The organism is Corynebacterium qintianiae (assembly GCF_011038645.2).
Classification (GTDB): Bacteria; Actinomycetota; Actinomycetes; order Mycobacteriales; family Mycobacteriaceae; genus Corynebacterium; species Corynebacterium qintianiae.
The window spans coordinates 930,018-955,200 of sequence record NZ_CP064955.1 but is presented as its reverse complement, the minus strand read 5'-3'; the positions used below and the strand labels follow the sequence as shown (position 1 = coordinate 955,200).

Annotated in this window: 21 protein-coding genes and 4 tRNA genes; 2 read left to right on the top strand and 23 right to left on the bottom strand. The window is 64.3% G+C overall.

Going from position 1 to position 25,183, the window contains the following annotated elements; translation table 11 throughout:
- Positions 1-43: 43 nt before the first annotated feature.
- From G7Y29_RS04730 to gltX, 12 genes are all read right to left on the bottom strand, one after another.
- Positions 44-295: a hypothetical protein gene (locus tag G7Y29_RS04730; RefSeq protein WP_165005025.1), complete on the bottom strand. Its 252-nt coding sequence runs from the start codon at positions 293-295 to the stop codon at positions 44-46.
- A 217-nt stretch (positions 296-512) separates the two neighbouring features.
- Positions 513-585 (bottom strand) — tRNA-Glu (locus tag G7Y29_RS04725).
- Positions 586-676: 91 nt separating this feature from the next.
- Complete coding sequence (locus tag G7Y29_RS04720; protein WP_283248423.1) at positions 677-1,609, bottom strand: 3-hydroxyacyl-CoA dehydrogenase; 933 nt, start codon at positions 1,607-1,609, stop codon at positions 677-679.
- A 42-nt stretch (positions 1,610-1,651) separates the two neighbouring features.
- Complete coding sequence (gene chrA / locus G7Y29_RS04715) at positions 1,652-2,782, bottom strand: chromate efflux transporter (protein WP_165005045.1); 1,131 nt, start codon at positions 2,780-2,782, stop codon at positions 1,652-1,654.
- Between the two features lie 168 nt (positions 2,783-2,950).
- A complete protein-coding gene (locus tag G7Y29_RS10820) occupies positions 2,951-3,448 on the bottom strand; it encodes a M48 metallopeptidase family protein (RefSeq protein WP_249399815.1) in 498 nt (165 codons plus the stop codon).
- A 214-nt stretch (positions 3,449-3,662) separates the two neighbouring features.
- Positions 3,663-3,738 (bottom strand) — tRNA-Glu (locus tag G7Y29_RS04705).
- A 506-nt stretch (positions 3,739-4,244) separates the two neighbouring features.
- Entirely contained in the window at positions 4,245-5,462 is a 1,218-nt protein-coding gene (locus G7Y29_RS04700) for an alpha/beta hydrolase (RefSeq protein WP_249399814.1), read from the bottom strand.
- Positions 5,463-5,536: 74 nt separating this feature from the next.
- Entirely contained in the window at positions 5,537-6,730 is a 1,194-nt protein-coding gene (gene chrA, locus G7Y29_RS04695) for a chromate efflux transporter (protein ID WP_165005021.1), read from the bottom strand.
- Positions 6,731-6,984: 254 nt separating this feature from the next.
- On the bottom strand, positions 6,985-7,398 hold the full coding sequence (panD, locus tag G7Y29_RS04690; protein ID WP_165005019.1) for an aspartate 1-decarboxylase: 414 nt from the start codon (positions 7,396-7,398) through the stop codon (positions 6,985-6,987).
- Positions 7,399-7,564: 166 nt separating this feature from the next.
- Positions 7,565-7,637 (bottom strand) — tRNA-Glu (locus G7Y29_RS04685).
- A 26-nt stretch (positions 7,638-7,663) separates the two neighbouring features.
- A tRNA-Gln gene (locus G7Y29_RS04680) sits at positions 7,664-7,735 on the bottom strand.
- Positions 7,736-7,856: 121 nt separating this feature from the next.
- Positions 7,857-9,368 carry a glutamate--tRNA ligase gene (gene gltX / locus G7Y29_RS04675; RefSeq protein ID WP_165005017.1) on the bottom strand — a complete coding sequence of 504 codons (1,512 nt, stop codon included), beginning with the start codon at positions 9,366-9,368 and terminating at the stop codon, positions 7,857-7,859.
- Positions 9,369-9,440: 72 nt separating this feature from the next.
- On the opposite strand from gltX, the gene G7Y29_RS04670 reads away from it, so the two are divergent.
- Positions 9,441-10,559: an isochorismate synthase gene (locus G7Y29_RS04670; protein WP_165005016.1), complete on the top strand. Its 1,119-nt coding sequence runs from the start codon at positions 9,441-9,443 to the stop codon at positions 10,557-10,559.
- Positions 10,560-10,570: 11 nt separating this feature from the next.
- On the opposite strand, the gene G7Y29_RS04665 is transcribed toward G7Y29_RS04670, so the two are convergent.
- From G7Y29_RS04665 to G7Y29_RS04615, 11 genes are all read right to left on the bottom strand, one after another.
- Complete coding sequence (locus G7Y29_RS04665; RefSeq protein ID WP_165005014.1) at positions 10,571-11,362, bottom strand: fumarylacetoacetate hydrolase family protein; 792 nt, start codon at positions 11,360-11,362, stop codon at positions 10,571-10,573.
- Between the two features lie 21 nt (positions 11,363-11,383).
- Positions 11,384-11,947, bottom strand: a complete 564-nt coding sequence (locus G7Y29_RS04660) for a 3'-5' exonuclease (protein ID WP_165005012.1) — start codon at positions 11,945-11,947, stop codon at positions 11,384-11,386.
- Entirely contained in the window at positions 11,948-13,810 is a 1,863-nt protein-coding gene (locus tag G7Y29_RS04655; RefSeq protein ID WP_165005010.1) for a DUF294 nucleotidyltransferase-like domain-containing protein, read from the bottom strand. It lies immediately after the preceding gene.
- Between the two features lie 9 nt (positions 13,811-13,819).
- Positions 13,820-15,301, bottom strand: a complete 1,482-nt coding sequence (locus G7Y29_RS04650; RefSeq protein ID WP_165005009.1) for a cell wall-binding repeat-containing protein — start codon at positions 15,299-15,301, stop codon at positions 13,820-13,822.
- A 40-nt stretch (positions 15,302-15,341) separates the two neighbouring features.
- The gene (locus tag G7Y29_RS04645; protein WP_165005007.1) at positions 15,342-16,358 is read right to left on the bottom strand and encodes a 3-isopropylmalate dehydrogenase; all 1,017 of its coding nucleotides are present in this window, start codon (positions 16,356-16,358) and stop codon (positions 15,342-15,344) included.
- A 51-nt stretch (positions 16,359-16,409) separates the two neighbouring features.
- Entirely contained in the window at positions 16,410-16,595 is a 186-nt protein-coding gene (locus tag G7Y29_RS04640; protein WP_165005005.1) for a YbdD/YjiX family protein, read from the bottom strand.
- Positions 16,596-18,821, bottom strand: a complete 2,226-nt coding sequence (locus G7Y29_RS04635) for a carbon starvation CstA family protein (protein WP_165005040.1) — start codon at positions 18,819-18,821, stop codon at positions 16,596-16,598.
- A 238-nt stretch (positions 18,822-19,059) separates the two neighbouring features.
- On the bottom strand, positions 19,060-20,643 hold the full coding sequence (gene serA / locus G7Y29_RS04630; protein WP_413228034.1) for a phosphoglycerate dehydrogenase: 1,584 nt from the start codon (positions 20,641-20,643) through the stop codon (positions 19,060-19,062).
- An 86-nt stretch (positions 20,644-20,729) separates the two neighbouring features.
- Positions 20,730-21,590, bottom strand: coding sequence for a hypothetical protein (locus G7Y29_RS04625; protein ID WP_249399813.1), 861 nt, complete (start codon positions 21,588-21,590; stop codon positions 20,730-20,732).
- Positions 21,591-21,603: 13 nt separating this feature from the next.
- Positions 21,604-23,346, bottom strand: a complete 1,743-nt coding sequence (locus G7Y29_RS04620) for a DUF262 domain-containing protein (RefSeq protein WP_165005003.1) — start codon at positions 23,344-23,346, stop codon at positions 21,604-21,606.
- Positions 23,347-23,392: 46 nt separating this feature from the next.
- On the bottom strand, positions 23,393-24,280 hold the full coding sequence (locus tag G7Y29_RS04615; protein WP_165005002.1) for a cation diffusion facilitator family transporter: 888 nt from the start codon (positions 24,278-24,280) through the stop codon (positions 23,393-23,395).
- Between the two features lie 263 nt (positions 24,281-24,543).
- Here G7Y29_RS04615 and G7Y29_RS04610 point away from each other — a divergent pair, with 263 nt between their 5' ends.
- A complete protein-coding gene (locus G7Y29_RS04610) occupies positions 24,544-25,011 on the top strand; it encodes a hypothetical protein (RefSeq protein ID WP_196820182.1) in 468 nt (155 codons plus the stop codon).
- The last annotated feature ends 172 nt before the right edge of the window (positions 25,012-25,183 follow it).

The following is a 25,183-nucleotide window of genomic DNA, read 5'->3' as shown; positions in this document are numbered from 1 at the left end:
CCGCAAGCAGGAGAAGCTCCTCGAAGCCTTCTACGACCAAGCCCTACCCATGGAGCTGATGGCCAGAGAGCAGAAGCAACTGGAGGAGAGCCTGGCTCAGGTCGAGCGCCGCCTCAAATCCTTCGAGGGTGACGACGTGGAGCAAGACTCTCTCCTCGACACTGCCCTTCGTTTCGCCTCGAACTGCTACTCCGCATGCACCAAAGCCTCCCCGGCCCAGAAGCGTCTTTTGAACCAGGTCTTCTTCGAGAAGGTGCTGGTCTGCTCCCTTGAGGACAAAGACCACCACGTCCACGCCCACCTCGCCCCTTGGACGCTAGTCTTCCGCACCACCAACGTCGCCGAGAACCAGGCAATTGGCTTAGAGCACCAACCCGAGCCAGTACTAGAACAAGAACCGGACGAGAACCTGGCTATAGGGGTGGAAATATCTGAAGAAACAGAAAAAGCCAGGTCCGAAGACCTGGCTTTCTCTAATAACTTGCGTACTCATATGTGTAAGCACACGATTGTACCCCGTACGGGATTTGAACCCGTGTTACCGCCGTGAGAGGGCGACGTCCTAGGCCGCTAGACGAACGGGGCGCGTTCTTTCTGTCGTTTGCGACTCCTAAAAGATAGAACACGCCCCCGCTATCCGACAAATCAGCATGCCGGCACCCCTACCGCGGGCGGGTTACTTCTCGATCTTGTTGCCGTTGTCGTCGTACTTGTAGAAACCCTCGCCGTCGCCCTGGCCGGAGCGACCTTCCTCGATCATCTGCTTGGCGATCTCGGTGAACTTCTTCTTCCACTCCGGCTGGTCCTCGCCGGAACCCTCAGCAACGTTAACGATGGAGCGCATGCCGATCATGTCCATGATCTCGAACGGGCCCATTTCGGTGCTCATGGAGATGCGCCAGTCCTTGTCAATCTGGTCGACGTCAGCGACATCGTTGACGTAGAGGTACTGCGCTGCCTGCAGGAACGGAACCATCATGGTGTTGAGGAGGTAGGCGCGCTGCTCCTTCTTCAGCACGACGGGTGCGAGGTCAGCCTCGTGGGCGAACTCCTCGACAATGTCGCGGTACTTCAGGTCCGTTTCCGGGTTCGGCATGATCTCAACGATGTTCTTGACCCATACGCGGTTGGCGAAGTGGGTGTTGATGAAGCGCTTCGGGTCGCCGGAGGCGTCCGCAATCTCGCTGCCGAGCAGCGACGAGGTGTTGGTGCAGAAGATGGTGTGCGACGGTGCTGCCTTGCCCAATTTCTCCCAGGTGCAGCGCTTCAGGTCGAGCTTCTCCGGAACTGCCTCAATAATAATGTCCGCCTCAGCGACGGCTGCTTCCATGTCCGTGGTCAGCGAGAGGTTCTCGTGAGCCTTGGCAACGCTTTCCTCGCTAGCGGTGTCGAGGTCGGCGATCATGGACTTGCCAATGGAGTTAAAACGTCCCTTGGCGGCCTCAACCGCGTCGTCGTTGATGTCCCATGCGGTGACCTTAAACCCGGCGTGGGCGACGACGAATGCGATCTGGGCGCCCAGGACGCCTGCACCGATGACGGAAACGTTCTTAATGTCAGTCATGACACTTCCTTTGCTATAATGAAAATTTTTATTGTACGTGTCCAAGAATACACCGCTTACGGGAAAGTGCCAGGTTGCTCTATTGAGCTACAGCGCGATCAAACCGATGACGGCGGCGGCGATCACGACCGCCCACGCCGGCAGTTTCCTCGCCTGCAGCGCGGTAAACGATGCCGCAGCCACAGCCATCGTGGCCGCGGAGGTCACACCGGCGATGAAGACAGGGTCGTACAGCGCGGCGGCGAGGATGCCCACCACGGCCGCGTTCGCACCAGCGATTGCGCGCGCCGCGGCCGCGTGCTTGCGCAAGCCCTCCCACAGCGGCAACGCCCCGAGGACGAGGAGGGCGGCGGGAAGGAAAATCGCGATCGTCGCCACCACGGCCCCGATCGCCCAGTGCACCCCTTGGGCGGATGCGCCGAGGAAGGAGGCGAAGGTGAACAGCGGACCCGGCACCGCCTGCGCGGCGCCGTACCCGGCGAGGAAGGTGTCGTGGTCAACCAGCCCGGTGGGCACGGTCGCGCTCTCCAGCAGCGGTAGGACAACGTGGCCGCCGCCGAAGACGAGCGCACCGGCGCGATAGAAGGTGTCAGCGATAAAGGCTGTTGTGCTGCTGGCCGCGGCCGCGAGCACAGGCAGAAGCACGAGCAGGGCTGCGAAAACCGCGAGCGACGCGAACGCCACGCTCTTCGGCACCCGCGAGCTAAACCCAACGTCATCGTCTGCATCGGGAGTCGCCCGGAGCGCTGCGAGCCCCGCGACCATACCAACGACGATCGCGCCGACCTGGACGAACGGGTTGGGGATTAAAAGCACAAGGATGAATGCCGCCAGGGCGATACCCGCGCGGATCTTGTCGGTGATCAGCGACTTTGTCATGCCGAGAACCGCGTGCGCAACGACGGCGACCGCCGCGGCTTTCAGGCCCGCCAGCCACCCGGCGTCGGAGATGTCCCCCATGACCGCGACCCCAAGGGCGAAGAGTACAAGCGCGATTACCGACGGCATGGTGAACGCGAACCACGCCGCGAACATGCCGAGGTAGCCGGCGCGTTGTAGCCCGACCGCCATGCCTACCTGGCTTGAGGCGGGCCCGGGCAGGAATTGGCACAGGGCGACCAAGTCGGCGTAGGTCTTCTCGCTCATCCACTTGCGCCTGGACACGAACTCGTCGCGGAAGTAGCCGAGGTGCGCCGTCGGCCCTCCGAAGGAGGTCAGCCCGAGGCGGAGGAAGACGGAGAAGACTTCGGCGACGTTACCTTTATTCGCAGTAGCGAATGTTCAAATTGATAGAGATACCCATCAATCGCTGGTCCCGCTGCTCTCTTCTTCTGGCTTGCGCTCAACCTCGGGAATCTTGTTTCTACAGTTTTAGATTCTTCCAGCTCATACATTCTCTAAATCACCCCAATCCTCCGCTGCAAGCGGAGCCTTATTCAGTTCATCCCGCCGAGCAGTCCAGTCCGGTAGATAACGATCCATGATGGCTACGAACTTCTCGTTATGGCTTCGCTCGAGCAAGTGCGCCAGCTCATGAACTACTAGGTACTCCAGACTCCGAGGATTCTTCTTCGCCAGCTCCGGGTTAAACCAGGTATTCCGGCTGCCAGGGTTGCATGAACCCCACTTAGTCTTCATCCGCTTGACCGTGATCTGGTTAGCTTTTACTCCCATAGCTGTCTCCCTCAGGTAGAGCGCCGCCTTAAGTCCTTCGAGGGTGACGACGTGGAGCAAGACGCTCTCCTCGACACTGCACTTCGTCTCGCCTCGAACTGCTACTCCGCCTACGCCAAAGCCTCCCCGGCTCAGAAGCGTCTTCTGAACCAGGTCTTCTTCGAGAAGGTGCTGGTCTGCTCCCTTGAGGACAAAGACCACCACGTCCACGCCCACCTCGCCCCTTGGACGCTAGTCTTCCGCACCACCAACGTCGCCGAGAACCAGGCAATTGGCTTAGAGCACCAACCCGAGCCAGTACTAGTACAAGAACCGGACGAGAACCTGGCTATAGGGGGGGAAATATCTCAAGAAACAGAAAAAGCCAGGTCCGAAGACCTGGCTTTCTCTAATAACTTTCGTACTCGTATGTGTAAGCACACGATGGTACCCCGTACGGGATTTGAACCCGTGTTACCGCCGTGAGAGGGCGACGTCCTAGGCCGCTAGACGAACGGGGCGCGTTCGCTTGCTGTTTGCGACTTGTTAAACATGGAGCACAGCGGCCGCCAAGGACAAATCGGCTGGTGAATGACGAATCCCCGCGACGAGCTGGATCGCCGCATCCGGGGTGTTCTAGTGCGAAAGTATCGCCGGACCGGGCTGCTACGTGCCCGTATCCGCGTCCGCAATGTTGTGGAGAACAATCAGCTCCGGGGGCGAAACGCGCTCGCCGCGGGGAAACGGCTCTCAATGCAGATGAAGGGGAATTACTCCCTCTGACCTGCTAAAACTGATGCTACCGGCGGACAACGGGCTGCGGAAGGCCTTGCCCGTATTTTGCGGTGGTATGACCCCGCCGCCCCTCATCTGCCCTGCACGGCGCGGTTTTGCACCAGACAGGTAAGGGGGAGGTGCCGACCGGTGCTCTATGAGAAATGTTGACCGCGGCGGAAACTGACCTGGGCATACTGAGAAGTGTTAAGGGTGCGGGCGGACATTTCTCACTGGGCCCGGCGCAGGAACGTTACTCGACGCCGAGCGCGGGGCCGATAGTGTTCCAGGTCTCAGGAAGCTGGCGCCGGAACAAGCCCCAGTTATGGGTGCCTTCATCAAACTCGTAGAAGTCGATGTCTACTCCCGCCTCGCGGGCTTCATCCACGAAGTACCTGGTGCAAGTGTAGTTGAACTGCTCGTCGATGACCAGCAGGGGCGCCGGGGAATCCTTCACCTCCTGGTCCGTCTCCGCGGGTACACCGCGGGAGGCCGCGGCGAAGAGCTTCAGGTCGCGCATCTGATCGAGGTTGAGCACCGGGGAATGCGCCGCCCACGCCGGGTCCGCGGAGCTGCCCCACATATTGTCCGGATCCGCACCGTAGAAGCGTGTGGTCGAAGAGGCGAACGCCTGGCCGAGAACACCCGTCGTCGTCGGACAGCTGGAGTAAGAACCCGCCACCTTGAAACGGTCGTCCATGGTGGCGATGTGCATGGCAGGCCCGCCCGACATGGACATTCCGGCGATGGCGTCGTTGCCGGTGCCGTGGAAATGGGCGTCGATAAGCGGCGGAAGCTCTTTGGTGAGGTATGTCGTCCACTTGTACAGACCGAGCTTGGGATCCTCCTCGGCCCAGTCCGCCTGCTGGGAGCCGATGGCACCGCGCGGGGTGACCACGTTGATCAGCTTGTCGCGGAAGAAGTCGGGCGCGCCGCCCGTGCCCGTCCAGCCACCTCCTCCGGCGCCGCCGAGAAGGTAGAAGGTCGGGCGCGGGGTGGTGTTGTCCACGCCACCCGCGGGAAGCACGAGGTCGTTGGTGATGTTGCGCTGCATGGACGGCGAGTACACCGTCAGCTCGTAGAGGTTGTCACGCACATGGACAAGGTCGACGAACTCCGCCGGCGGCGCATCCGGATCGGGGAAGGTGCTGGCCAGGTCGACGTTGCTCGAGCCGAGCCTCGAACTGCCTTGGAAGGTGAAACGCTCGAAGGAAAGGTAACCCAGCAACCCGCCCATGAGGGCCGAGATGATCAGCGCGGGTAGCGCAACCGGGTGGATGTCCGAGCGGAAGCTGGAGAACGCCGCGGCGACCGAGGAGGCGTCGATGAGGCTCGAGTTCGTGTCGGCGGGCTGGCCGGTGAACAACGACGACCCGGAGGACTGGGCTTCTGCGTGCGGGGCGGCCACGGTAGAGGCAGTGAGGGCTGCTGCCGCGCAGAGGGCCACGGCTGGGCGGGAGAAAATTTTCACCTGCAAAACATTACCAGGTTTTCCCAGGGCGGGCCCAATCGTGGCCCTGCATCGAAGACAACGGTTTGGGAGGGTTAAAGCACGACCCAGCCCACGAGAGCCGCACCGATCACAACGGCCCACGCGGGGAGTTTCCAGGACTGCAGCGCGGTAAATGATGCGGCAGCGACGGCCATCGTGGCCACGTCCGTGACACCCGCGATGAACACTGGGTCGTACAGGGCGGCGGCGAGGATCCCCACCACGGCCGCGTTCGCACCCGCGATGGCGCGCGAAGCTGTAGGGCGGCGGCGCAGATCGTCCCAGAACGGCAGCGTTCCCAACACGAGCAGCGAAGCGGGCAGGAAGATTGCGATGGTGGCGACGGTCGCACCGGCGAGCCAGTGCACCCCCTGCACCGAGGCTCCCAGAAAGGACGCGAAGGTGAACAGCGGGCCCGGCACCGCCTGTGCCGCACCGTACCCGGCGAGGAAGGTGTCATGGTCGACCAAACCAGTGGGCACAGTCGCGCCTTCGAGCAGCGGGAGTACCACATGACCGCCGCCGAAAACGAGGGCGCCGGCCCGGTAGAAGGTATCGAAGATGTAGGCCGCGGTGCTGTTTCCAGCGACCGTAAGCGCGGGAAGGGCCGCGAACAGGACGGCGAACAACGCCAGGAACACCACCGCGGTTTTCCTGGGCACGCGCGAGGTGAACGCAAGGGTCTCGTCGACCCCGGGTTGATCCTTGAGCAGGGTGAAGCCGGCACCCATACCGATGGCGATAGCGCCGACCTGGACGAAGGGGCTCGGCACCAGGAGGACCAGGATGAACGCTGCCAGAGCTATCCCGGCGCGAATCTTGTCGGTGATCAGTGACTTCGTCATTCCCAGCACGGCGTGGGCCACCACCGCCACCGCGGCGGCCTTGAGCCCGCGCAGCCACCCGGCGTCCGAAATGTCACCCATGGCCGCGACACCCAGCGCAAAGAGAACCAGGGCGATGACCGAAGGTATGGTGAACGCGAACCAGGCCGCGAACATGCCCAGGTAACCGGCGCGCTGCAGACCAACGGCCATCCCCACCTGGCTCGACGCCGGGCCGGGCAGGAACTGGCAGAGTGCTACTAGGTCCGCGTAGGTCTTCTCGCTCATCCACCTGCGCCGCCCCACGAACTCGTCGCGGAAATACCCCAGGTGGGCCGTCGGGCCGCCGAAAGAGGTCAGGCCGAGGCGCAGGAAAACGAGGAACACCTCGAGGGCGTTACCTCGGGTTTGTGGAGGATTCATCACAGGATAGGTTCTCACAGCCCGCTCGACTCTGCAGGGTGGGCGGATTCTGTGAGAAATGTGCTGTCTGTGCCCCGACATTTCTCAGTTTCCCCAGGTCACATTTCGCCGGGTGAAACATCTCTCACTCGAGCCCGCCGGACCGGGCGCCGCAGCACCGTCGTCACCATCGGGGTCTCCTTCGACGATGAGTGAAAGTTTAGTCCCCAGGAGGCGGTGGAGTACCTTCTGCTTGTTCTTGAAGTCGTACGCCGTTACTCCGGGTGGCGAGGGTTGATCAAGCCCGAGTTTGCTGGCGCGTGGGCCGGGTCGTCGCCCCTCTCCACCTGGCGGTTGTCCTCGTCTACGAAGATGACGCGCGGGCTGTATTCCGCCAGCTCCTCGGGGGCGTACTGGGCATAACCGATGACGATGACCAGGTCGCCCGGGCTGATCAGGCGCGCGGCGGCACCGTTGATGCCGATCACACCCGTGCCACGGTCACCGGTGATGGCGTATGTGGTCAGGCGGTTGCCGTTGTTGATGTCCACGACGTCGATCTGCTCGCCCTCGAGGATGTCGGCGGCCTCCATGAGGTCGGCGTCGATGGTGCAGGAGCCGACGTAATGCAGGTCGGCCTGTGTAACGGTGGCCCGGTGGATTTTAGATTTCAGCATGGTGCGCAACACCGTAATAAGTCTAGTGTGCTCACCCGCAATTCCGGATTTGCTCGTCCCCGTCCATCAAAGACTGCGCCTTGAACCGCAACGCGTCCGGGGCCGAACTCCCCGTTCCCCATATTGCGGTCGTTCGAAATACAAAAAGCAGCCGGCGAAGACCGACTGCTTTACTGTGTACCCCGTACGGGATTTGAACCCGTGTTACCGCCGTGAGAGGGCGACGTCCTAGGCCGCTAGACGAACGGGGCAAGGACTCGCGGATGAAACTCCGCTGCTGGCCTACCTGGACTCGAACCAAGAATGGCGGTACCAGAAACCGCTGTGTTGCCAATTACACCATAGGCCAATCGTTTTCCAGAGCATTTGTTTGTGAAAAACTCCCGCTCTGAACAACGTTGATTACTATAGCGAGAACGCCCCAGAGCGGACAAATCGCCAGCTTAAGGGCGTAAATAACAGCGTTGTAACTACTCCGTAGCCTCGTACGGTGTTACGGCGCGGGCGGCGCGCAGGCGCGCCAGCGTCGACTCCTTGCCCAGCAGCTCCATGGACTCGAACAGCGGCGGGGACACGGCCTCGCCGGAGATACCCACGCGCAGCGCACCGAAAGCCTTGCGGGGCTTGAGCTCGAGGTCCTCAATCAACGCCTTGTTCAGGGCAGCTTCGACGGTGGCGGTGGTCCACTCGCCCAGGCCTTCCAGCGCGGCAATTCCCGCATCCAGCGGCTGGGTCGCATCCTCCTTCAGGTTCTTCTTCGCGGCTTTCTCGTCTAACACCACGTCGGCGTCGGCCGTGACGAGGAACTTCAGGAGGCCGTAAGCGTCGCCAAGCACCTTGATTCGCGTCTGCACCAGGTCGGCGGCGACCGTGAACTTGTCCGATGGGTAGTCGGCCGGGAAGTCGGTGTACTCGGTGAGGTAGGCGCGCAGGCGAGAGGCGAAGTCGGCGGGCTCTAGCAGGCGGATGTGGTCGGCGTTGATGGCCTCGAGTTTCTTCTGGTCGAAACGGGCCGGGTTGCCCAGCACGTCGTCGACGCTAAACGCAGCGACCATCTCGTCGACGGTGAAAATGTCCTGGTCCGCCGACAACGACCAGCCCAGCAGCGCGAGGTAGTTGAGCATGCCCTCGGGGATGATGCCGTTGTCGCGGTGGTTGAACAGGTTCGACTCAGGGTCGCGCTTGGACAGCTTCTTGTTGCCCTGGCCCATGACGAAGGGCAGGTGGCCGAACTCGGGGGTGGCCTTAGCGATGCCGAGGCGCTTGAGGGCTTCGTAGAGTGCGAGCTGGCGCGGTGTCGACGACAGGAGGTCCTCGCCGCGCAGGACATGGGTGATGCCCATCAGGGCGTCGTCAAGCGGGTTGACCAGCGTGTACAGGGGCGCGCCGTTGGAGCGTGCGACCACATAGTCCGGCTGGGTGTGGGCCTTGAAGGTCACCTCGCCACGCACCAGGTCGGTCCAGGTCCAGTCCTGCTCGGGCATACGCAGGCGCCACACGGGTTCGCGCCCCTGCTCCTTGTAAGCCGCGATCTGCTCCTCGGTCAGGTCCCGGTCAAAGTTGTCGTAGCCCAGCTGTGGGTCGCGGCCGGCTGCCTTGTGGCGCTCGGCGACCTCTTCTGTGGTGGAATACGCGGGGTAGACCTCGCCAGCGTCGATAAGCTTGTTCAACACGTCCTTGTAAATGTCCATCCGCTGCGACTGGCGGTACGGCTCGTGGGGGCCACCCTTGACCACACCCTCGTCCCAGTCGAGGCCGAGCCACGTGAGCGAGTCGATGATCGCCTGGTAGGACTCCTCGGAGTCGCGGGCGGCGTCGGTATCCTCGATACGGAAGACGAGGGTGCCACCGGAGTGGCGGGCCTGGGCCCAGTTGAACAGGGCCGTGCGGACCATGCCCACGTGCGGGGTTCCGGTCGGCGAGGGGCAGAAACGGACGCGCATCTCGGGGTTTCGGCTAGTCGTTGGGGTGGTATTAGTCATGCGCCCAATCGTAGCGCGCGGGCCCGCGCCCGCTCGCGGCTACCCGCGCGCCGATAAGTACACTTGCCTACCATGCATTCCGCTCGCCCAGCGACCGCCCCCGACTTCCTGCTCTCGCGCAGCCACGGCTCCGTGCGCACCCAGGGCCGCCGGGCGGCGTTCACCGACGTCGACGAAGCGATTCGTGCCCTGAGCGACGGCAAGGTGGACATGGTCGTCGGGGCGCTCCCCTTTGACCAGGACGCCGAGGCCGCACTGACCGTACCGGAGACGGTTGTGCGCGAGCCGGGCACGCTGGAGCCGCACCCGTTCTACCGGGTCGGCGCGGGTTCAACACTTCGCGCGCGTATCTGCGGTTTCGATCCCTCCCCGTCCGAGCACCTGCGACGCATCGAGGCGGCGGTGGCCACCATCCAAAACTCCGCGCTGGACAAGGTGGTGCTGGCCCGCGCGGTGGACATCGCCTTCGACCCGCCGGTGGATCCGCGTCTAGTCGCCGCACGGTTGATCGATCTTTCTTATACGCGCGACGGTTTCATCGCCGACCTCACCCCGGCAGGGTTTACGGGCCACATGCTCGTCGGCTCTTCCCCCGAAGTGCTCGTGCGCCGCCGCGGGAACAAGGTCAGCTCGTACCCCCTGGCCGGCTCGGCTCCGCGAGTGCTTGACGACGCCTCAGCTGACCGCGCCACAGGCGAAGCACTCTACGATTCGGCCAAGGACCTGGCGGAGCACGCCTTTGTTGTCGACCACATTCGCGGAGTGCTCGCGCCCTTGTGCACCCACCTCGAGGTGCCGGATCGTCCGATCCTGGACAAGACGAACGAGATGTGGCACCTGGCGACACCAATTGAGGGCGTGTTGAAGAACCCGGCGCCGAGCGCCTTAGATCTGGCTGACCGGCTCTACCCCACCCCGGCCGTATGCGGGACCCCGACGGAGGCAGCGAAGGCGCTCATTTGCACTGCTGAGACGGACCGCAGCTTCTACGCCGGCACTGTCGGCTACACAGAGGCCAGCGGCGACGGGGAATACATGGTAGCGATTCGCTGCGCCGAGGTCAGCGGCGACGGCACCACGGCCCGCGCCTGGGCCGGCGGCGGGCTGGTGGCGGACTCCGACCCGCAGGCGGAGCTGGATGAGACGACAGCCAAGTTGCGCACGATCATGCGCGCGCTGGGACTGAGCTAGAGCCGAAGCCGCTACGCTCTCTCCACCGGGCTGGACAGGGAGCCGATACCCGGGATCTCGACCTCGATGCGGTCACCCGGGACCATCTCGGCGGTGCCGGCCGGTGAGCCTGTGCAGATGACGTCGCCCGGCAGCAGGGTGAATGAGGCGGTGATGAACTCGATAATCTCACCGAGGTTCATGATCATCTGGTTCGAGTTCGAGTCTTGCTTCGTCTCGGTCACGCCGTCGTGGGTGAGGTGCGCCTTGATCGGGGTGTTGGTGAAGTCGAACTTCTCTAGGTCCGTCTCAATCCACGGGCCCAGCGGGCAGAAGGTGTCAATGCCCTTGGCGCGGGCCCACTGGCCGTCGGCGAACTGGAGGTCGCGCGAGGACACGTCGTTGACGATGGTGACGCCGCGGACAACGGACTTCCAGTCTTCGGCCTTAACGTTCTTGCACGGGGAGCCGATTACCAGTGCCATCTCGCCCTCGAACTCGACCTTTGTGGCGAACTCGGGGATCTTGATGGCGGCCTCGGGGCCGATCACGGCGGTCGGCGGCTTGAGGAAGAGGGTCGGCGGGAGGTGCTCGGCGGACTGCTTGAACACCTCGGCGACGTGGTCGGCGTAGTTGCGGCCGATCGCCACCACCTTGGACGGCAGCATCGGGGCCAGCAGGCGGACGTCGGCAAGCGGCCACTCCTTGCCCGTGTACTCGGGTTCGGTGAACGGGGTTCCGGCAATCGCCTTCGCGGTGGTTCCTTCGTCATCGATGACCGCGAACGTCATTCCTTCGGGGGTTGCAATTCGTCCAAAGCGCATGCCAGCGAGCGTACAGGAACGCTACGGTGCGGTCAGCGCTAGGTACAGCTCAGCGCATGCAACCGCATCGGTGAGCGCGTTGTGGTTGCGGTAGGCGGGCAGACCGTAGCGCTGTCGCACCCGCGCGAGGCGGAGGTCCTCCCCGCGCGGGTAGGTGGCCATGCGCTCCATGTGGCGCCGTTCGAGCGCGAACGTGTCAGCGACTTCCGTATCGCGCAACCGCCAACTCCGGCCGCGCACCTGCTTCATGGCGTGGCCGATAAAACCGACCTCCATTTGTGCGAAGTGCGCCAGGAGCGTGCGTCCCGCGAAAGCCGTCTCGAACTCAGCCAGAATCGTATCGGCCGCAACCCCGTGGGCGGCGATGTCATCGTCCGTCACACCGTGGATCGTCGCAGAATCTCCCACCGATGTTCCGGCGAAGACGAAATAGCGCGCACCGGAGAGGTCGATCACCCGGCCGTCAACCGGCACCCAGCCGATAGAGACGAGCTGGTCACGCCCCGGTTTCAGACCCGTGGTTTCGACATCGACCGCGAGCAGGGAGCCACTGACGAGCTCGCGCTTCTTCCCTCGGCCGAACACCTAGACCGACCTCACCGGGTACTTGCTGGCCAGCGCCGACTGCAGGTTCTTGATCACACCGAACGCGTCGCGCAGGGCGTCGCGGTCGCGGCTCGGCAGCGCCTTCGGGTCGATGTGGTAGTTCGGACGCTCACCAGCGCGAACTTGTCTGGCCTGCTGCTTCAGCGCCAGGTTGGTCAGGTACTCGTACGCCCCAAGCAGGTCTTGCGCACCTTTGGCGGAGACCGTCTTGCCGGAAGCGGTTGTAATTCGTGCGAGGGTGTCCACCTCACCCAGGCCCGCGGTGATGGCGTAGAGGCGCGCCATCTGCACCACCGCCGCGGTGCCGCCCTTCTTCACGTCGAGGGTGTCGGCGTACTCGCCGCTGCGCTCGACCACGAAACCGCGGAAGAACCCGATCGGGGGTTCGCGCCACGTAGCCAGCGCCGCGAGGTGGGTGTGCAGGCGTTTCGAACCGCGAGCGGCGACGACCGCGTTGTCGTGCACCCGCTGCGCCATGTCCTCCCCGCCCGCAGTTGCGAAGATGCAGCGGAAGTCGAAGAACACCTGCGCGTTGAGCAGGGCGTCCGGGTCGGGCGCGGTGACCCACCGGTGAAAAGTCTCGTTCCACTGAGTCTCAGTCATGCGCCACTGCGGCGTCATCGCCATGATCCCACCAGGGCAGAGGGCCTGGCCCGCGTCGGCGAGCCCGTGGCAGATGTATTCGCTCAGGCGCGCGAAGTACTCACCGTGCGCCGCCTCGTCGTAGGAATCATCCAGTACTAGGGCGTTGTCCTGGTCCGAGGCCGGGCCCATCTCACCGCGAGCCTGAGAACCGACAGCGACGAACGCGAACGGGATGGGCGGCTCACCGAGCTCATCAACAGCCAGCGCGTAGAGCCTGCGGGCGATAGCGTCGGCGGCGCTGGTGAGCAGACGCTGTGACTCGAACGCCGAGGCGCCGCGTTCGAGGAAGCGCGCCGCGACCTCGCCGGCTCGTACGAAAGCCCCCTCTAAGTCCTCGCGGCCGCTCCTTTGCACGTCCGCGGCGAGGTAGATTGGGTCCGCCTGGAGCTGGCGCATGATGTCGCTGCTGGTGGCGACCCCAACGATCCCGTCCGGGCCCGTCACCGGCAGGTGGTGGATACCGAGCTCGCCCATCACCAGCATCGCCTCGAACACGAGCGCGTCCTGCGCGATGGTCCGCGCGGGCGACGTCATCACCTCCCCCAGCGGTTTTCGCGTATCGACGCCCGCCGCAACGACCCGGGAGCGGAAATCACGGTCCGTGAGTATGCCGACCTCACCGCCGCCGGTGACAACGAGGCTGGAAATGCGGTGGGTATCCATCAATCGCGCGCCCTCGGCGATCGAAGCACCCGCGTCAATGGTGACCAGGTTGGCCTCCCTGACCAGCTCACCAACGGGAATGCGCAGAACCCCGGAGTCCCCGGCGTCCTTTCTCAGCTCGTCGGCGGCAGCCTTGACGCGTCGCGAGGCAGTGTCGAAGTAGCGCAAGGTCTCGGGGTGCGCGTCAACGAGCTCCCGGAACGCACCGCGGGGCAGCATGTAGAGCACGCTGTCCTCCACCGCGGACATCAAATAGCGGGAGCGGGGGTCGTCGACAAGCGTGGAGTAGCCGAAATTGCGGCCCGCATCGCGGCGGTCAAGCAACATGTTGTCAGGGCCGATGACATCGACGGCACCGGAGCGGATGATGTAGAGCGTGTCGTTGACATCCCCGTAGTTGATCACGGTCTCACCGCGGCGGACGTACGTGATGCCCATCCGCTGCGGGAGCCCGTTCAATGTCTCCTCGGGGAGGTGGCTAAAGGGCTCGTGGTCGGCGAGGAAGGCGCGGACCTCGTCGAGTTCGACAGTCATGCACCCACTTTACTGGTAGCTGACAAACCACGGGCGCGGTTCGACCTCCGTGTAGGTCTGCTCGGGGGTGAACATCGGCTGGTCCTCGTCGATGAAGTTCTTCCACGCCATGAAGAAGTTCGGGTCGAGGCCCTGACGCAGCACGTTCCACGTCTCGAACTTCTGCTCCGGGCTGCCGTGGCCGTCGGCGTGCAGCACGTACGCCAACTCGGGGTGCGCCGTCTGAATGTTCTCCCGGTCCGGGAACATGGCCACCTGGAACTGGTGCAGCACGAACGCCTTCTGCGGCAGGTTGTTCTCGCGGGTCAGCTCGGCGAGCCAGTCGGCAACGACGTTAATCTCCTCGGCGCTCGCAGAGCCGACGCGCGACAACGGCTGCTCGCCCGGGTTGAGCTTCCACTCAGCGTCGAGAGCAAGGCCGACGTTGGGGCGCTTGAGCAGCTCTTCGTAGAGCTTCGCCTGGTGTAGAAAATCGCCCTGGCCGGGCTGCAGGTCCAGCACGGCGTATCCCCCGGCGTCGGTGATGGCGTCGATCCAGGGAACGATCGTGTCAATCGGCGCCTCGTTGGAGTAGTCGCCGTCCTCACCCGGGAACTCCGAGGCGACGGTGACGATGATCTCGAACGCCGGAATGACTGGCTGTTCCTCCATCGGCTGGTATTGCTTCGCGTAATCCGCGGCCAGCGCCGCTGCGGCGGCCGGGTCCTGCTCGCCCATGACGCCCAACTCGGGTGCGAATGAATGGCCGTAGAGAGCGATCATGCGGCGGCCCGGGAAGACCAACCCGCCGCCACCGGGCAGCTCACCGTTGCCGGCGAGCTCGACGTGGCGCGCGTAGTCCTCCGTGGTGCCCCACTGCTGGCCGAGCGCGAGGGTGTCCTGCCCGGTGACGGTGCTCATAGACTCCGAGGTCAGGCGCGGGTCCGGCAACCCGATTACCGTGACATCGGCGCCGGCGGAGCGCGCGGTGGCGACGGCAGCCAGCGAGGTCTCCGGGGTGGCCAGCATCGGCGGCAGGATCAGGTCGACGGGCTCGGCGGGCGCGAGCTGCGCGACCGCCTCGACATCCTTCTCCGGCGCGTCAGAAGCGACCGGTTCGGTCGCGGCGAGGGCCTCGTCCTGACCCGGAACGTCGATGACGCGCTCGGCCCCGAGCCGCTCGATCTCCGCGGCGACGGCCTCGTCTGATCCTGGCACGCGCACGAGCATGGGGGCGCCGAGCGAGGCAGCCACCGCCGCTCCCTTCAGCTGGTCCGGGCGACTTGCCGACGCCACCACGACCGCGTCGGACTGCTCGAACAGGCGCCGGGAGACCTCGATGCCGGTTCCGTCCCCGTCGGCAAGCACCTCGGGCCCGTTCGTCTCAAGCCGCTCAGGCTCCGCAGGCGCCCCGCCGAGCGAGGTGCCGCTCTGCCCGCACGCGCTCAGAACGAGTGCGGTGGAGATCGCCAGGGCGAAAGTGGCGCGCGAACGAACGGAGGAGGTGCTCATATAAGGCCTTCTTTAATCCGGGACGGGTACGCGCAATACCCTACGCGAGGGCACCCGCAATGCGGTCACCAACCTCCGCCGTGACCACGGGACCGGCCTTGCGCGCAGCGACGTCCCTCGCTACCGCGGACTCGATGCGGTCAGCGGTCGGGGCGTCGCCCAGCCAGCGCAGCATCATGGCAACGGAAAGGATCATGGCGGTCGGATCGGCGATACCCTGGCCTGCGATGTCCGGGGCGGAGCCGTGAACCGGCTCGAACATGGACGGGTTGGTGCGCGAGGCGTCGATGTTGCCCGAGCAGGCCTGGCCGACTCCGCCGGTGACGGCACCCGCCAGGTCAGTGATGATGTCACCGAACAGGTTGTCGGTGACGATCACGTCATAGCGCTGCGGGTCCGTGACCATGTAGATGGTGGTGGCGTCGATGTGGTTGTAATCCACGGTGACCTCGGGGTACTCGGCGGACACGGCGTCGACGGTCTTTTGCCAGAGGCCGCCGGCGTTGACCAGAACGTTGGTCTTGTGCACGAGGGTGACGTGCTTGCGGCGCTCCATCGCGAGCTCGAAAGCATGGCGGACGACACGCTCGACGCCGAACCGGGTGTTCTGCGACACCTCGCACGCCACCTCGTGGGGCGTGCCAGCGCGAAGTACGCCGCCATTGCCCGCGTAGAGGCTCTCCGTGCCCTCGCGCACGACCACGAAATCGATGTCGCCCGGGTTGGCCAGCGGGCTCACAGCCGTCGGGTAGAGACGCGACGGGCGGAGGTTGACAAAGTGGTCCAGCTTAAAGCGCAGCGGCAGGAGCAGGCCGCGCTCCAGCACGCCCGCGGGGACGCGCGCGGGGTCACCGATCGCACCGAGGAGGATGGCGTCGTGCCCGCGCAGGCTGTCCAGATCCGCGTCGGTGAGAAGCTCCCCGTTTCGCAGGTACCGCCGTGCACCGAGGTCGTACTCGGTGGTCTCGACATCATCACGCACCGTGTGAAGTACCTTCAGGCCCTCCGCCATCACTTCCGTGCCGATGCCGTCGCCGGCGATCACTGCAATCTTCATCCTTGGAATACCTTTCTCACTGAGTGGACTTTCCGCATCAGCCTAGCAGCACTAACAGCACCGGCTGCCAGGGTTCGCGGACTGCCGAGCCCACCGCTGCTTCCAATACTCTTTCTCGGTCGGCGGCTCCGTTCCGGGGTGATGCGCCGCGAAGTGCGCGCAGTACTTCTTGTAATCGTTGTCGCCCATGAGTTCCTTGATGTACCAGGAAACTCCGGAAAGCACTTTCACCACCATTTAATGCGTCCTCCCGCTCTCAGCAAACGTCAGTCCGAGATCGTCTGCGACCCGCTTCTCCTCCGCACTGGCGGACATGCCGCGGGGAATGAACCGCGTGGACGGGTGGCCGGTTTCTTCGGAGGTGTGCACTGGGTGGCCGTCGGCACGCGCGTGCACCGCGTTGGCGATGGCGCCGAGCGCTGTGACGGCCACGATGATCACCAGCGAAGCGAAGAGGATTGACAAAACGCCCTGGATGTAGGTGTTGCGGATCACCGCGTCGATCGCCTCGGCGGACTTTACGCTACCGAACTCGGTGATACCCTGCGCCTTCGCGTCGCGGAAGCGGGCGTTCTGCGCGAAGTAACCGATGGCCGGGTTTGAGTGGAAGATCTTCTGCCAGCTCGCGGTGAGCGTGACTACGAGGTCAAACACGAGCGGGATCACCGGGATCCACACCCACTTGTAGAGGCCCTGTTTCACCAGGATGACCGTCACGAGTGTTAGCGCGATGGCGGCGAGAAGCTGGTTGGCGATGCCGAACAGCGGGAACAGCACGTTGATGCCGCCCAGCGGGTCGGTCACGCCCATGATGAGGATGGCTCCCCACAGGCCGCACACCACGAACGTGGAAATCCACGAACCCGGTGTCCAAGATTGATCCCTGAAACGGCGCAGACCGGGCACATGCCCGAGGGCATCCGACATCATGAAGCGCGCGACGCGGGTGCCCGCGTCAACCGTGGTGAGGATGAACAGTGCCTCAAACATGATGGCGAAGTGGTACCAGAAGGCCTGCAGACCCGGGTGGCCAAGCACGTTGGTCATGATCTCGGACATGCCGAGTGCGAACGTTGGCGCACCGCCCGTACGCGAGACCACAGTGGCCTCACCGATGGCGGCGGCGGTGTCCGCGAGCTGATGGGCAGTCACCGGGTCCCCCGGCAAGTTGAGCGTGCCGACGAAATCCGCCGCGCCTTCCGGCGTTCCTCCCGTGACGGCCGCCGGGGAATTGACGGCAAAATACAAGTGCCGGTCGAGGATGACGGCGGTGATCATTGCCATAATGGCCACGAAGGACTCCACCAGCATCGAACCGTAGCCGATGGCGCGCATGTGGGATTCCTTCTCGATCAACTTGGGCGTGGTGCCCGAGGAGATGAGGGCGTGGAAGCCAGACAGGGCGCCACAGGCGATGGTGATGAAGAGGAACGGAAAGAGAGATCCCGCGAACACAGGCCCATCGCCCTCGACGGCGAAAGGGGTGATAGCAGGCATCTGGATCATCGGGCGGTCGACAAGGATGGCCACGGCAAGCAGCGCCACGACGCCGATCTTCATGAAGGTAGACAGGTAGTCGCGGGGCGCGAGCAGCAGCCACACAGGAAGAATGGCGGCGACGATGCCGTAGACGATCAGCGCGAACGCCAGCACCGTTTTAGACAACGTGAACATCTCACTGCCCCACGCGGTGTCGGCCACGTAGCCGCCGCCGATGATCGCGGCCAGCAGGAGGGTGACGCCGATGGCGGAGACCTCCGCAACGCGGCCCGGGCGCAGGAAACGGGAATAGCAACCCATGAACAGAGCGATCGGAATGGTCATGGAGATCGAGAACACGCCCCACGGGGAGTCCGCGAGCGCATTGACCACGATCAACGCCAGGACCGCGATAATAATGACCATGATGGCCATCGTGGCGAAGATGCCCGCAGCACCACCCACGCGACCGATCTCGTCGTTGATCATCTGGCCGAGCGAGCGGCCGCGGCGGCGGGTGGAGACCCACAGAACCAGGTAGTCTTGGACGGCACCGGCGAAAACCACGCCGATGATGATCCACAGGGTGCCGGGCAGGTATCCCATCTGGGCTGCCATAACGGGGCCGACGAGAGGGCCGGCGCCCGCGATGGCGGCGAAGTGGTGGCCGAATAGCACGCGCCGGTCAGTGGGCACGAAATCCTTGCCGTCATCGATGTATTCAGCCGGGGTGGCGCGGTTGTTGCGCGGCTTGACCACCTTGTACTCGATCAAGCGGGCGTAGAGCGTGTAACCGATGATGTAGGAGCCGATCGCGGCGAACACCAGCCACACCGAGCTGATCTCCTCGTCGCGGTTGAGCGCCAGCGCGCCCCACCCGAGCGCGGCAAGTACGGCCGCGATGGCAATGACCACGCGCTCGACTGGCCCGATCACCTTCTCCGGCTTCACACCGACAACGTGCTCGCATCCGTTTCCCGTCATCGAAATCTCGAGGCGGTTGAAGTCCGGCCGCTCACTCAACTCTGAACCCCTGGGGTTGCCTGGGCCATTCACGACTGTGCTCATGGGGTTCCTTTCAGATACCGACGTTTGTGCAGTGAGACGAATCGTCTCATATTTTTCAGACATAAAGCGAAAAATGCGAAAGAAAGACACTGACACCCCCGATCCACGCCGGCTGCGCGGGGTCGGAGGTGTCGGGTTCGAACGAACCGAAGATCTAATCCAGGTTGATCTGGATGGAGCTTGCGTCGATGGACCGTGCAATGGAGGCTTCGAGATCCTCCGGCACCTCGCGCTCCACACGCAGGATGAGCACAGCTCCGTCAGCTTTCGACGTTTGCGTCATTGCTGCCGCCTCGATGTTGATGCCGGCGTCACCGAGCTGGCTGCCGACCTTGCCCAGCGCACCCGGGGCGTCGGTGTAGCGGAAAAAGAGGTTGCGGCCCTCGGCGCGCATGTCCACGCCGCGGCCGTTGATGTTGACGATTTTCTCCACGCGCTCCAGGCCGGTCAGCGCGCCGGTTACCGTGGCTACCTCGCCAGAAGCCGACGCGACCTGCACCTCAAGGGCGCTGCGGTGGCTGCGCGCCTCGCTCTGGGTGTCCACCGCGTAGTCGAGCCCGCGGGACTCGGCGATCGACGGCGCGTTGACGAACGTGACCGGCTCCGAGATAATGCCGGAGAACAGACCGCGCACGGCGGAGAGGCCGAGTGTGTCCACGTCCTCGGTCGACAACTCACCGCGGGCGGTGACGCGCAGGGACACCGGGGCGGCGTCGATAAGCTTGCCTGCGAGCAGGCCAAGCTTGCGGGAGAGGTCAAGCCACGCGGCGACTTCTTCGCCCAGGCGGCCGCCGGTGATGTTGACGGCATCGGCGACGAACTCGCCGCGTAGAGCCTTGAGTACGGAGTCGGCCACGTCGGTGCCCGCGCGGTCCTGCGCTTCGACGGTGGAGGCACCGAGGTGGGGGGTAACAACAACCTGGTCGAGGGCGAACAACGGTGAGTCGGTGCACGGTTCGGTGGCGTAGACGTCGAACCCAGCGCCACGGATGCGTCCGGCCACGATGGCGTCGGCCAGCGCCTGCTCGTCGACAAGCCCTCCACGGGCCGCGTTGATGATGATCTGGCCCTCTTTCGACTTTGCGAGCAGATCCGCGTTGAACATCCCCGCAGTCTCCTTCGTTTTCGGCAGGTGGATCGTGACAAAATCGGAGGAGGCCATGAGCTGTTCGAGCTCGACGAGCTCGACACCGAGCTGGGAGGCGCGGGCGGGGTTGGCGTATGGGTCGTAAGCGATAATCGTGGTCTCGAAAGCCGCCAGACGTTGGGCGAACAGCTGGCCGATGTGCCCGAAACCGACGATGCCCACGGTCTTTCCGAAGACCTCGACACCCTTGAACGCGGAGCGCTTCCACTCGTCGTCACGCAGGGTTTTATCCGCTGCCGGAATCTGGCGCGCGGTGGCCAAAAGCAGGGCGATTGCGTGCTCGCAGGCGGAGTGGATGTTGGAGGTCGGCGCGTTGGCGACCATGACGCCGCGCTCGGTGGCCGCATCAATGTCGACGTTGTCCAGACCCACGCCTGCGCGGCCGATGATCTTCAGGTTCGGCGCGGCCTCGATAACCTCGCGGTCAACGGTGGTGGCGGAACGCACGAGAAGTGCATCGGCCTCAGGAACGGCCGCCAGCAGCTCGGCGCGGTTCGGACCGTCCACCCAGCGCACCTCCACGGAGCTCCCGAGTGCGTCGACGGTGGAAGGGGCGAGCTTGTCAGCGATGAGCACGACTGGTTTGGACACGGGGTTGATCTCCTGGGTTTATATCTGGGAGGCGGATGACGCTAGTTATCGTAACCCCCGACGTGGCGGGGCGAAACACTGCGCCATTAATAATATTCTTCTGCCTGCATGATGCGCTGCGCGAGGTCCTCGGCTGACCCGAACTGGGTACCGAGCGCGATGAGCGGTGCGTCGTCAAGCCCCGCGAGTGCGTACAGCGTTTCTTCCGACTTGCGCGGGTCCGGCTCCCCGACCACTTCAACGCTGGCGCCGAAACTACGGGCGTTGGCCACGGCCGGAATGGGGCTGCGGGGCGTTGCGACGACCAGGGGCGCCATGTCCGCATCGCGGCGCGACTGCAGTGGGAAAGGCCGGGCGCTAGCCCCCGGCATCGTTGCCGGTGAGTCCGCGGTGCGCAGCCACGTCGGCGAATCCCCCGCCAAATCCGCCACCGCGGCTACGGCGCCTGCGGGCTCGTCGATGTCGCGAATCTCGAACTGCAGGCTCGTCATCTTATGCAGCGCCTCGAGCCCGCCCGGGTCCCGTTGTACTGTCACGTGCCCACTGGTCGGCGCGAGGTTGACGTTGCCGACGGTTAAGACAGTGTGCGCGCCGAGCCGGCGGATCTCCTCCACCACCTGCGTGTGGATGTCACGCGAGTACATCAGCAGGGGCGCGTGGGCTGTCACTGCCAACGACGCCGCGCGCAACAGCGCCTCCCCCGTCGCGTCGGCGACGACGACGGTTTCGGAGGCGGTGAAAAACAGCCGCGAAGTTTCGAACCCGTACGGGTCGTCGACCACGACGGGGTGAGACTCAAAGCGTTCGGAGACGTGGCGGGCCTGGTTTTGCGCCCGGGCGCCATCGAGCGGAGTCACGCCGGCTTCGGGTGCGCACGCGGTTAGGAGCGCCACGAGGGTCGCGGCCGCCACGAACGTCGCTGCAGTGCAGAGCTGGGTGCGCCTCATACCGACCATTGTGTCAGCTAGCGTCAACCTGCTTGCCCATGGCGTGCTCGACGAGCGCCGACAGGCGGTGCAGGCGCTCACCCATAAACGTGCCGATGTCTGAGGCCAGCAGGTGCGCCACGTCAATCTCGTGGGCGGTCAGCATTGCGTCGAACTCGGAATCCTCCATGAGGCTCTTGGACTGCAGCCGTGGAATGTAGCGCTTCGGTACGTTGTTCTCGATGAGGATGCGGGTGCGAATCCCCATCGGCGTGCGGTTCACCGCCGACTCCGCGAGAGCCTTATCGACGCCGCGGGCTGCGCACACCGCTGCCGGGAAAACTTGCTCGAACACTGGCTGCAGTTCACCCATGGTCTCGCGGTTGAACTGCGCCCCTGTGCGCCAGTCACGCGCGCCTCTGGCCATGAGCAGCGCGAACAGGGCGCGGAATACGCCGGAGTCCGGGCCGGCCGCGGCAATACGCGCCCGTGTGCAACGGGCATCTTCCACGGTGCGCGGAACCATCTCGGTCTCCCCCGCCACCCACGGCGTAACTTCGTCGACATCGGCGCCCGCGCGGATCATGGGTGAGTGCGCCCCGTAGAGCTCCCCGAACACGCCGGACCAGAACCAGCGGTTCAGGCGGTCGCGAGCCTGGTCGCCTTCTAGGACTCCGGGTCTTTCGGCCAGACGCGCGAGCACGACCGCCAGCGGTATTACCTGCGCGGTATACGGGACCTGGCTAGTGTCCAGCATGCGGCGCTCGGCGAGAAATTCCGCCGCGGCGGCGAACCCGGCCGCCATCTCGTCGGCGTGGCCGAGGTACTCCACGAGCGTGAGGCTGAGAATGTCGCCGCGGTGCCCACGGGCGGGGCCGCGGCGACCGGTGACGAGCAACGACATCGCACGTAGAAACTCGATCCGCCCAATGTTGTCCAGTGCGGGGTGTTCGCGCAGCTGCTTGTCGACGCCCGCCCAATGCTCTGCCAACACAAAACCCGGTTCTTGGAGGGCGAACAGCGCCGTGAGCAGCTCAAAAACGTCCATCTGGACACCCGCGGAATTGGCGTGGGCGAAGATCTGGCCGATCCCGATGAGCGAGGTGCCGCGGTCGATACGCACCACCGGGACGTCGTACGCCGGCAACTGGTTCATCACGCGAACCTGGAAAATGGTGGCGGCCTCCCGCAAGGCTGGGTCCCCGGTCGAGGCGGCGAGGTCGAAGAGGAGCGCATTGCCCTCTGCCCCGAGAAGATCGGACACTGGAATCACACCGTGGATGAGCATGTCGTCCCTTGTCCGAATACCCTCGGTGAGATTGGGGCCGAAGTGCGACCGGACGCGGCCGTCGACATCCACCGCGAAGACTGACTCGACGGGCATCGGATCCGCGCTGGCGGCGCGCCTGATATCAACGAAGAAGCGCCGCTCGATGCGGTTTCCGAGGAAATCCACCGTCGGCACAACCCCGCCGCCGCGCAGCGCATGGTACAGGGAGGTCAGGCGCTGCTGGCCGTCGAGAAGCAGCAGGCCAGGGTCCTCCTGGGTTTCTGGCGCCCCAGCGAGCGGGCGCGATTTGAAGCGCACCGGTGCGTTGCGCGTGTCCAGCGCCAGCAACGAACCAATCGGGTAGCCGCGCAGCACGGAGGTCACCAGCGTGCGGACGCGGTCGACGTCCCAGATGTATTCGCGCTGGAAATCGGGGAGTTGGAGCTCACCGCGGTGAGCGCGTGCGAAGAGGTCGGTCAACGAGTAGCTCGGCGTGGTGAAGCTCATGCCCACACTCTAAGACAAACGACGCCAACCTTCCGGCCGAGTAATCTCAGCACACATGCTCGTGTTCGGCATGCTCCGGGCGTTCGATTTGGACGGTCGGGTGGTCGACACCGAGGTCGGTGAGGCGTTGCTGGGCCGCGTCAAGAAGCGGGCCATTCTTCACGGAGCCGTCGCTGACGAGATGGGCGGTAGCTACGACGAATGTTCCGTCGAGCGACCAGACGTGGGCATCGTGCACATCGGCCACGCCGTCGATGCCGCGGAGCGCAGCTGCAACGGCGTCCGCGTCGAAACCGCGGGGCGCCTGCTCCAAGAGCACCCGCACCGATTGGCGGGCCAGCTGCCATGCACGCGGCACAACCACCGACGCGATGATGAGCGAGGCTACGACATCGGCGGCGTGAAACCCGGTGAGCACGATGACCGCCCCGGCGACGAGCACCGCCACGGAGGCGAACAGGTCCACGATCACGTGGAGGAACGCACCCTCTACGGTGATCGATGCGCCTCTCTGCCGGTTGAGGATGAAGGCTGAGACCGCGTTAGCCACCAAACCGGTAAGCGCCACAGCCATCATTGTGTCCGTCTCAATCTGGGCGGGCTCTTGCAACCTGGACACGGCTTCGAACACAATCCATCCGGTGACAACGAGTACGGCGGCAGCGTTGAGCAGCGCCGCGAACACCTCCGCCCTGGCATAGCCGAAGGTGGCAGTTCTAGTGGCCGCGCGCCGCCCGATTAGGACACCGATCACGGCGACGATTAAACCAGCCGAATCGGAGAGCATGTGCATAGCGTCAGCCGCAAGCGCTACGGATCCGGACAGGAAACTTCCCACTAATTCGACGAGAAACACCGTCACGGTGATTACGAGGGAAGTGAGGAGCGTGATAAGGGGTGCACCGCCGTGCGAATGACCGTGGCTGTGGCTCATGTGACCCACCCTAAACGCTTAACCGCATTATCGGCAACCTATTGACAATGCGAGTGAGCCGACCGAAACGCTTCTGAATTGGGCAAACGTCGGAAGTTGCCATTCCGTTACACAAACGTGAACGCATGGAAACTTCGATTGTTGTTAACCTATTCAAGCGACCAGTTCGGTGCCGGGTGGAACCCCAAACGGCAAACCGGCAGGATCGCTTTAGCTGGCGCCCAGCGCCGACACATTAGACCGTTAGACGAAAGGACCTCGCTATGACGAACAACAACCTCACCCCGGATCCGAAGGACCCCCGCAACCTCAACAACGAGGAAGTTACCCGCCGCGTGGGCGACGCGGATACGACCCGCGTTGAGAAGGTCACCACCGAGCGCACCACCCGCGACACCGCTGGCTCCACCGCCGTTGCAGAGAACGAGGGTAGCGGCTGGTGGAAGTGGCTGCTCGGCCTCTTGGCCCTGCTGCTCCTCGGCTGGCTGCTGTGGTCCCTGTTCAACAACGACGACGAGGCTGCCACCACCGGCGAGACCTCCACCTCCGTGGTTGCGACCGAGACCGAGAACGTCACCGAGACCGAGGCTGCCGACAACACCACCGCTGGCAACGCGGCAGAGAGCGCCGCTAACGGTGCTGGCAACGCGGCAGAGAGCGCCGCTAACGGTGCTGGCAACGCGGCAGAGAGCGCCGGCAACGCCGCAGAGAGCGCTGTCGCCACCAATTAATATGTGAGGCGGGCTCCGCGCCCGCTGGCACATCTCCCCGCTTCCGCGCTGGAAGCGGGGTTTTTCATATGCCCTCCCCCGCACTGCGGCAAGACCGGGGCAGAGAAGAAGGCCCCGCTCCCCTGTAGAGGAGCGGGGCCTTCAGAGACGTTGCAGGTTTTTACTGAGCGGT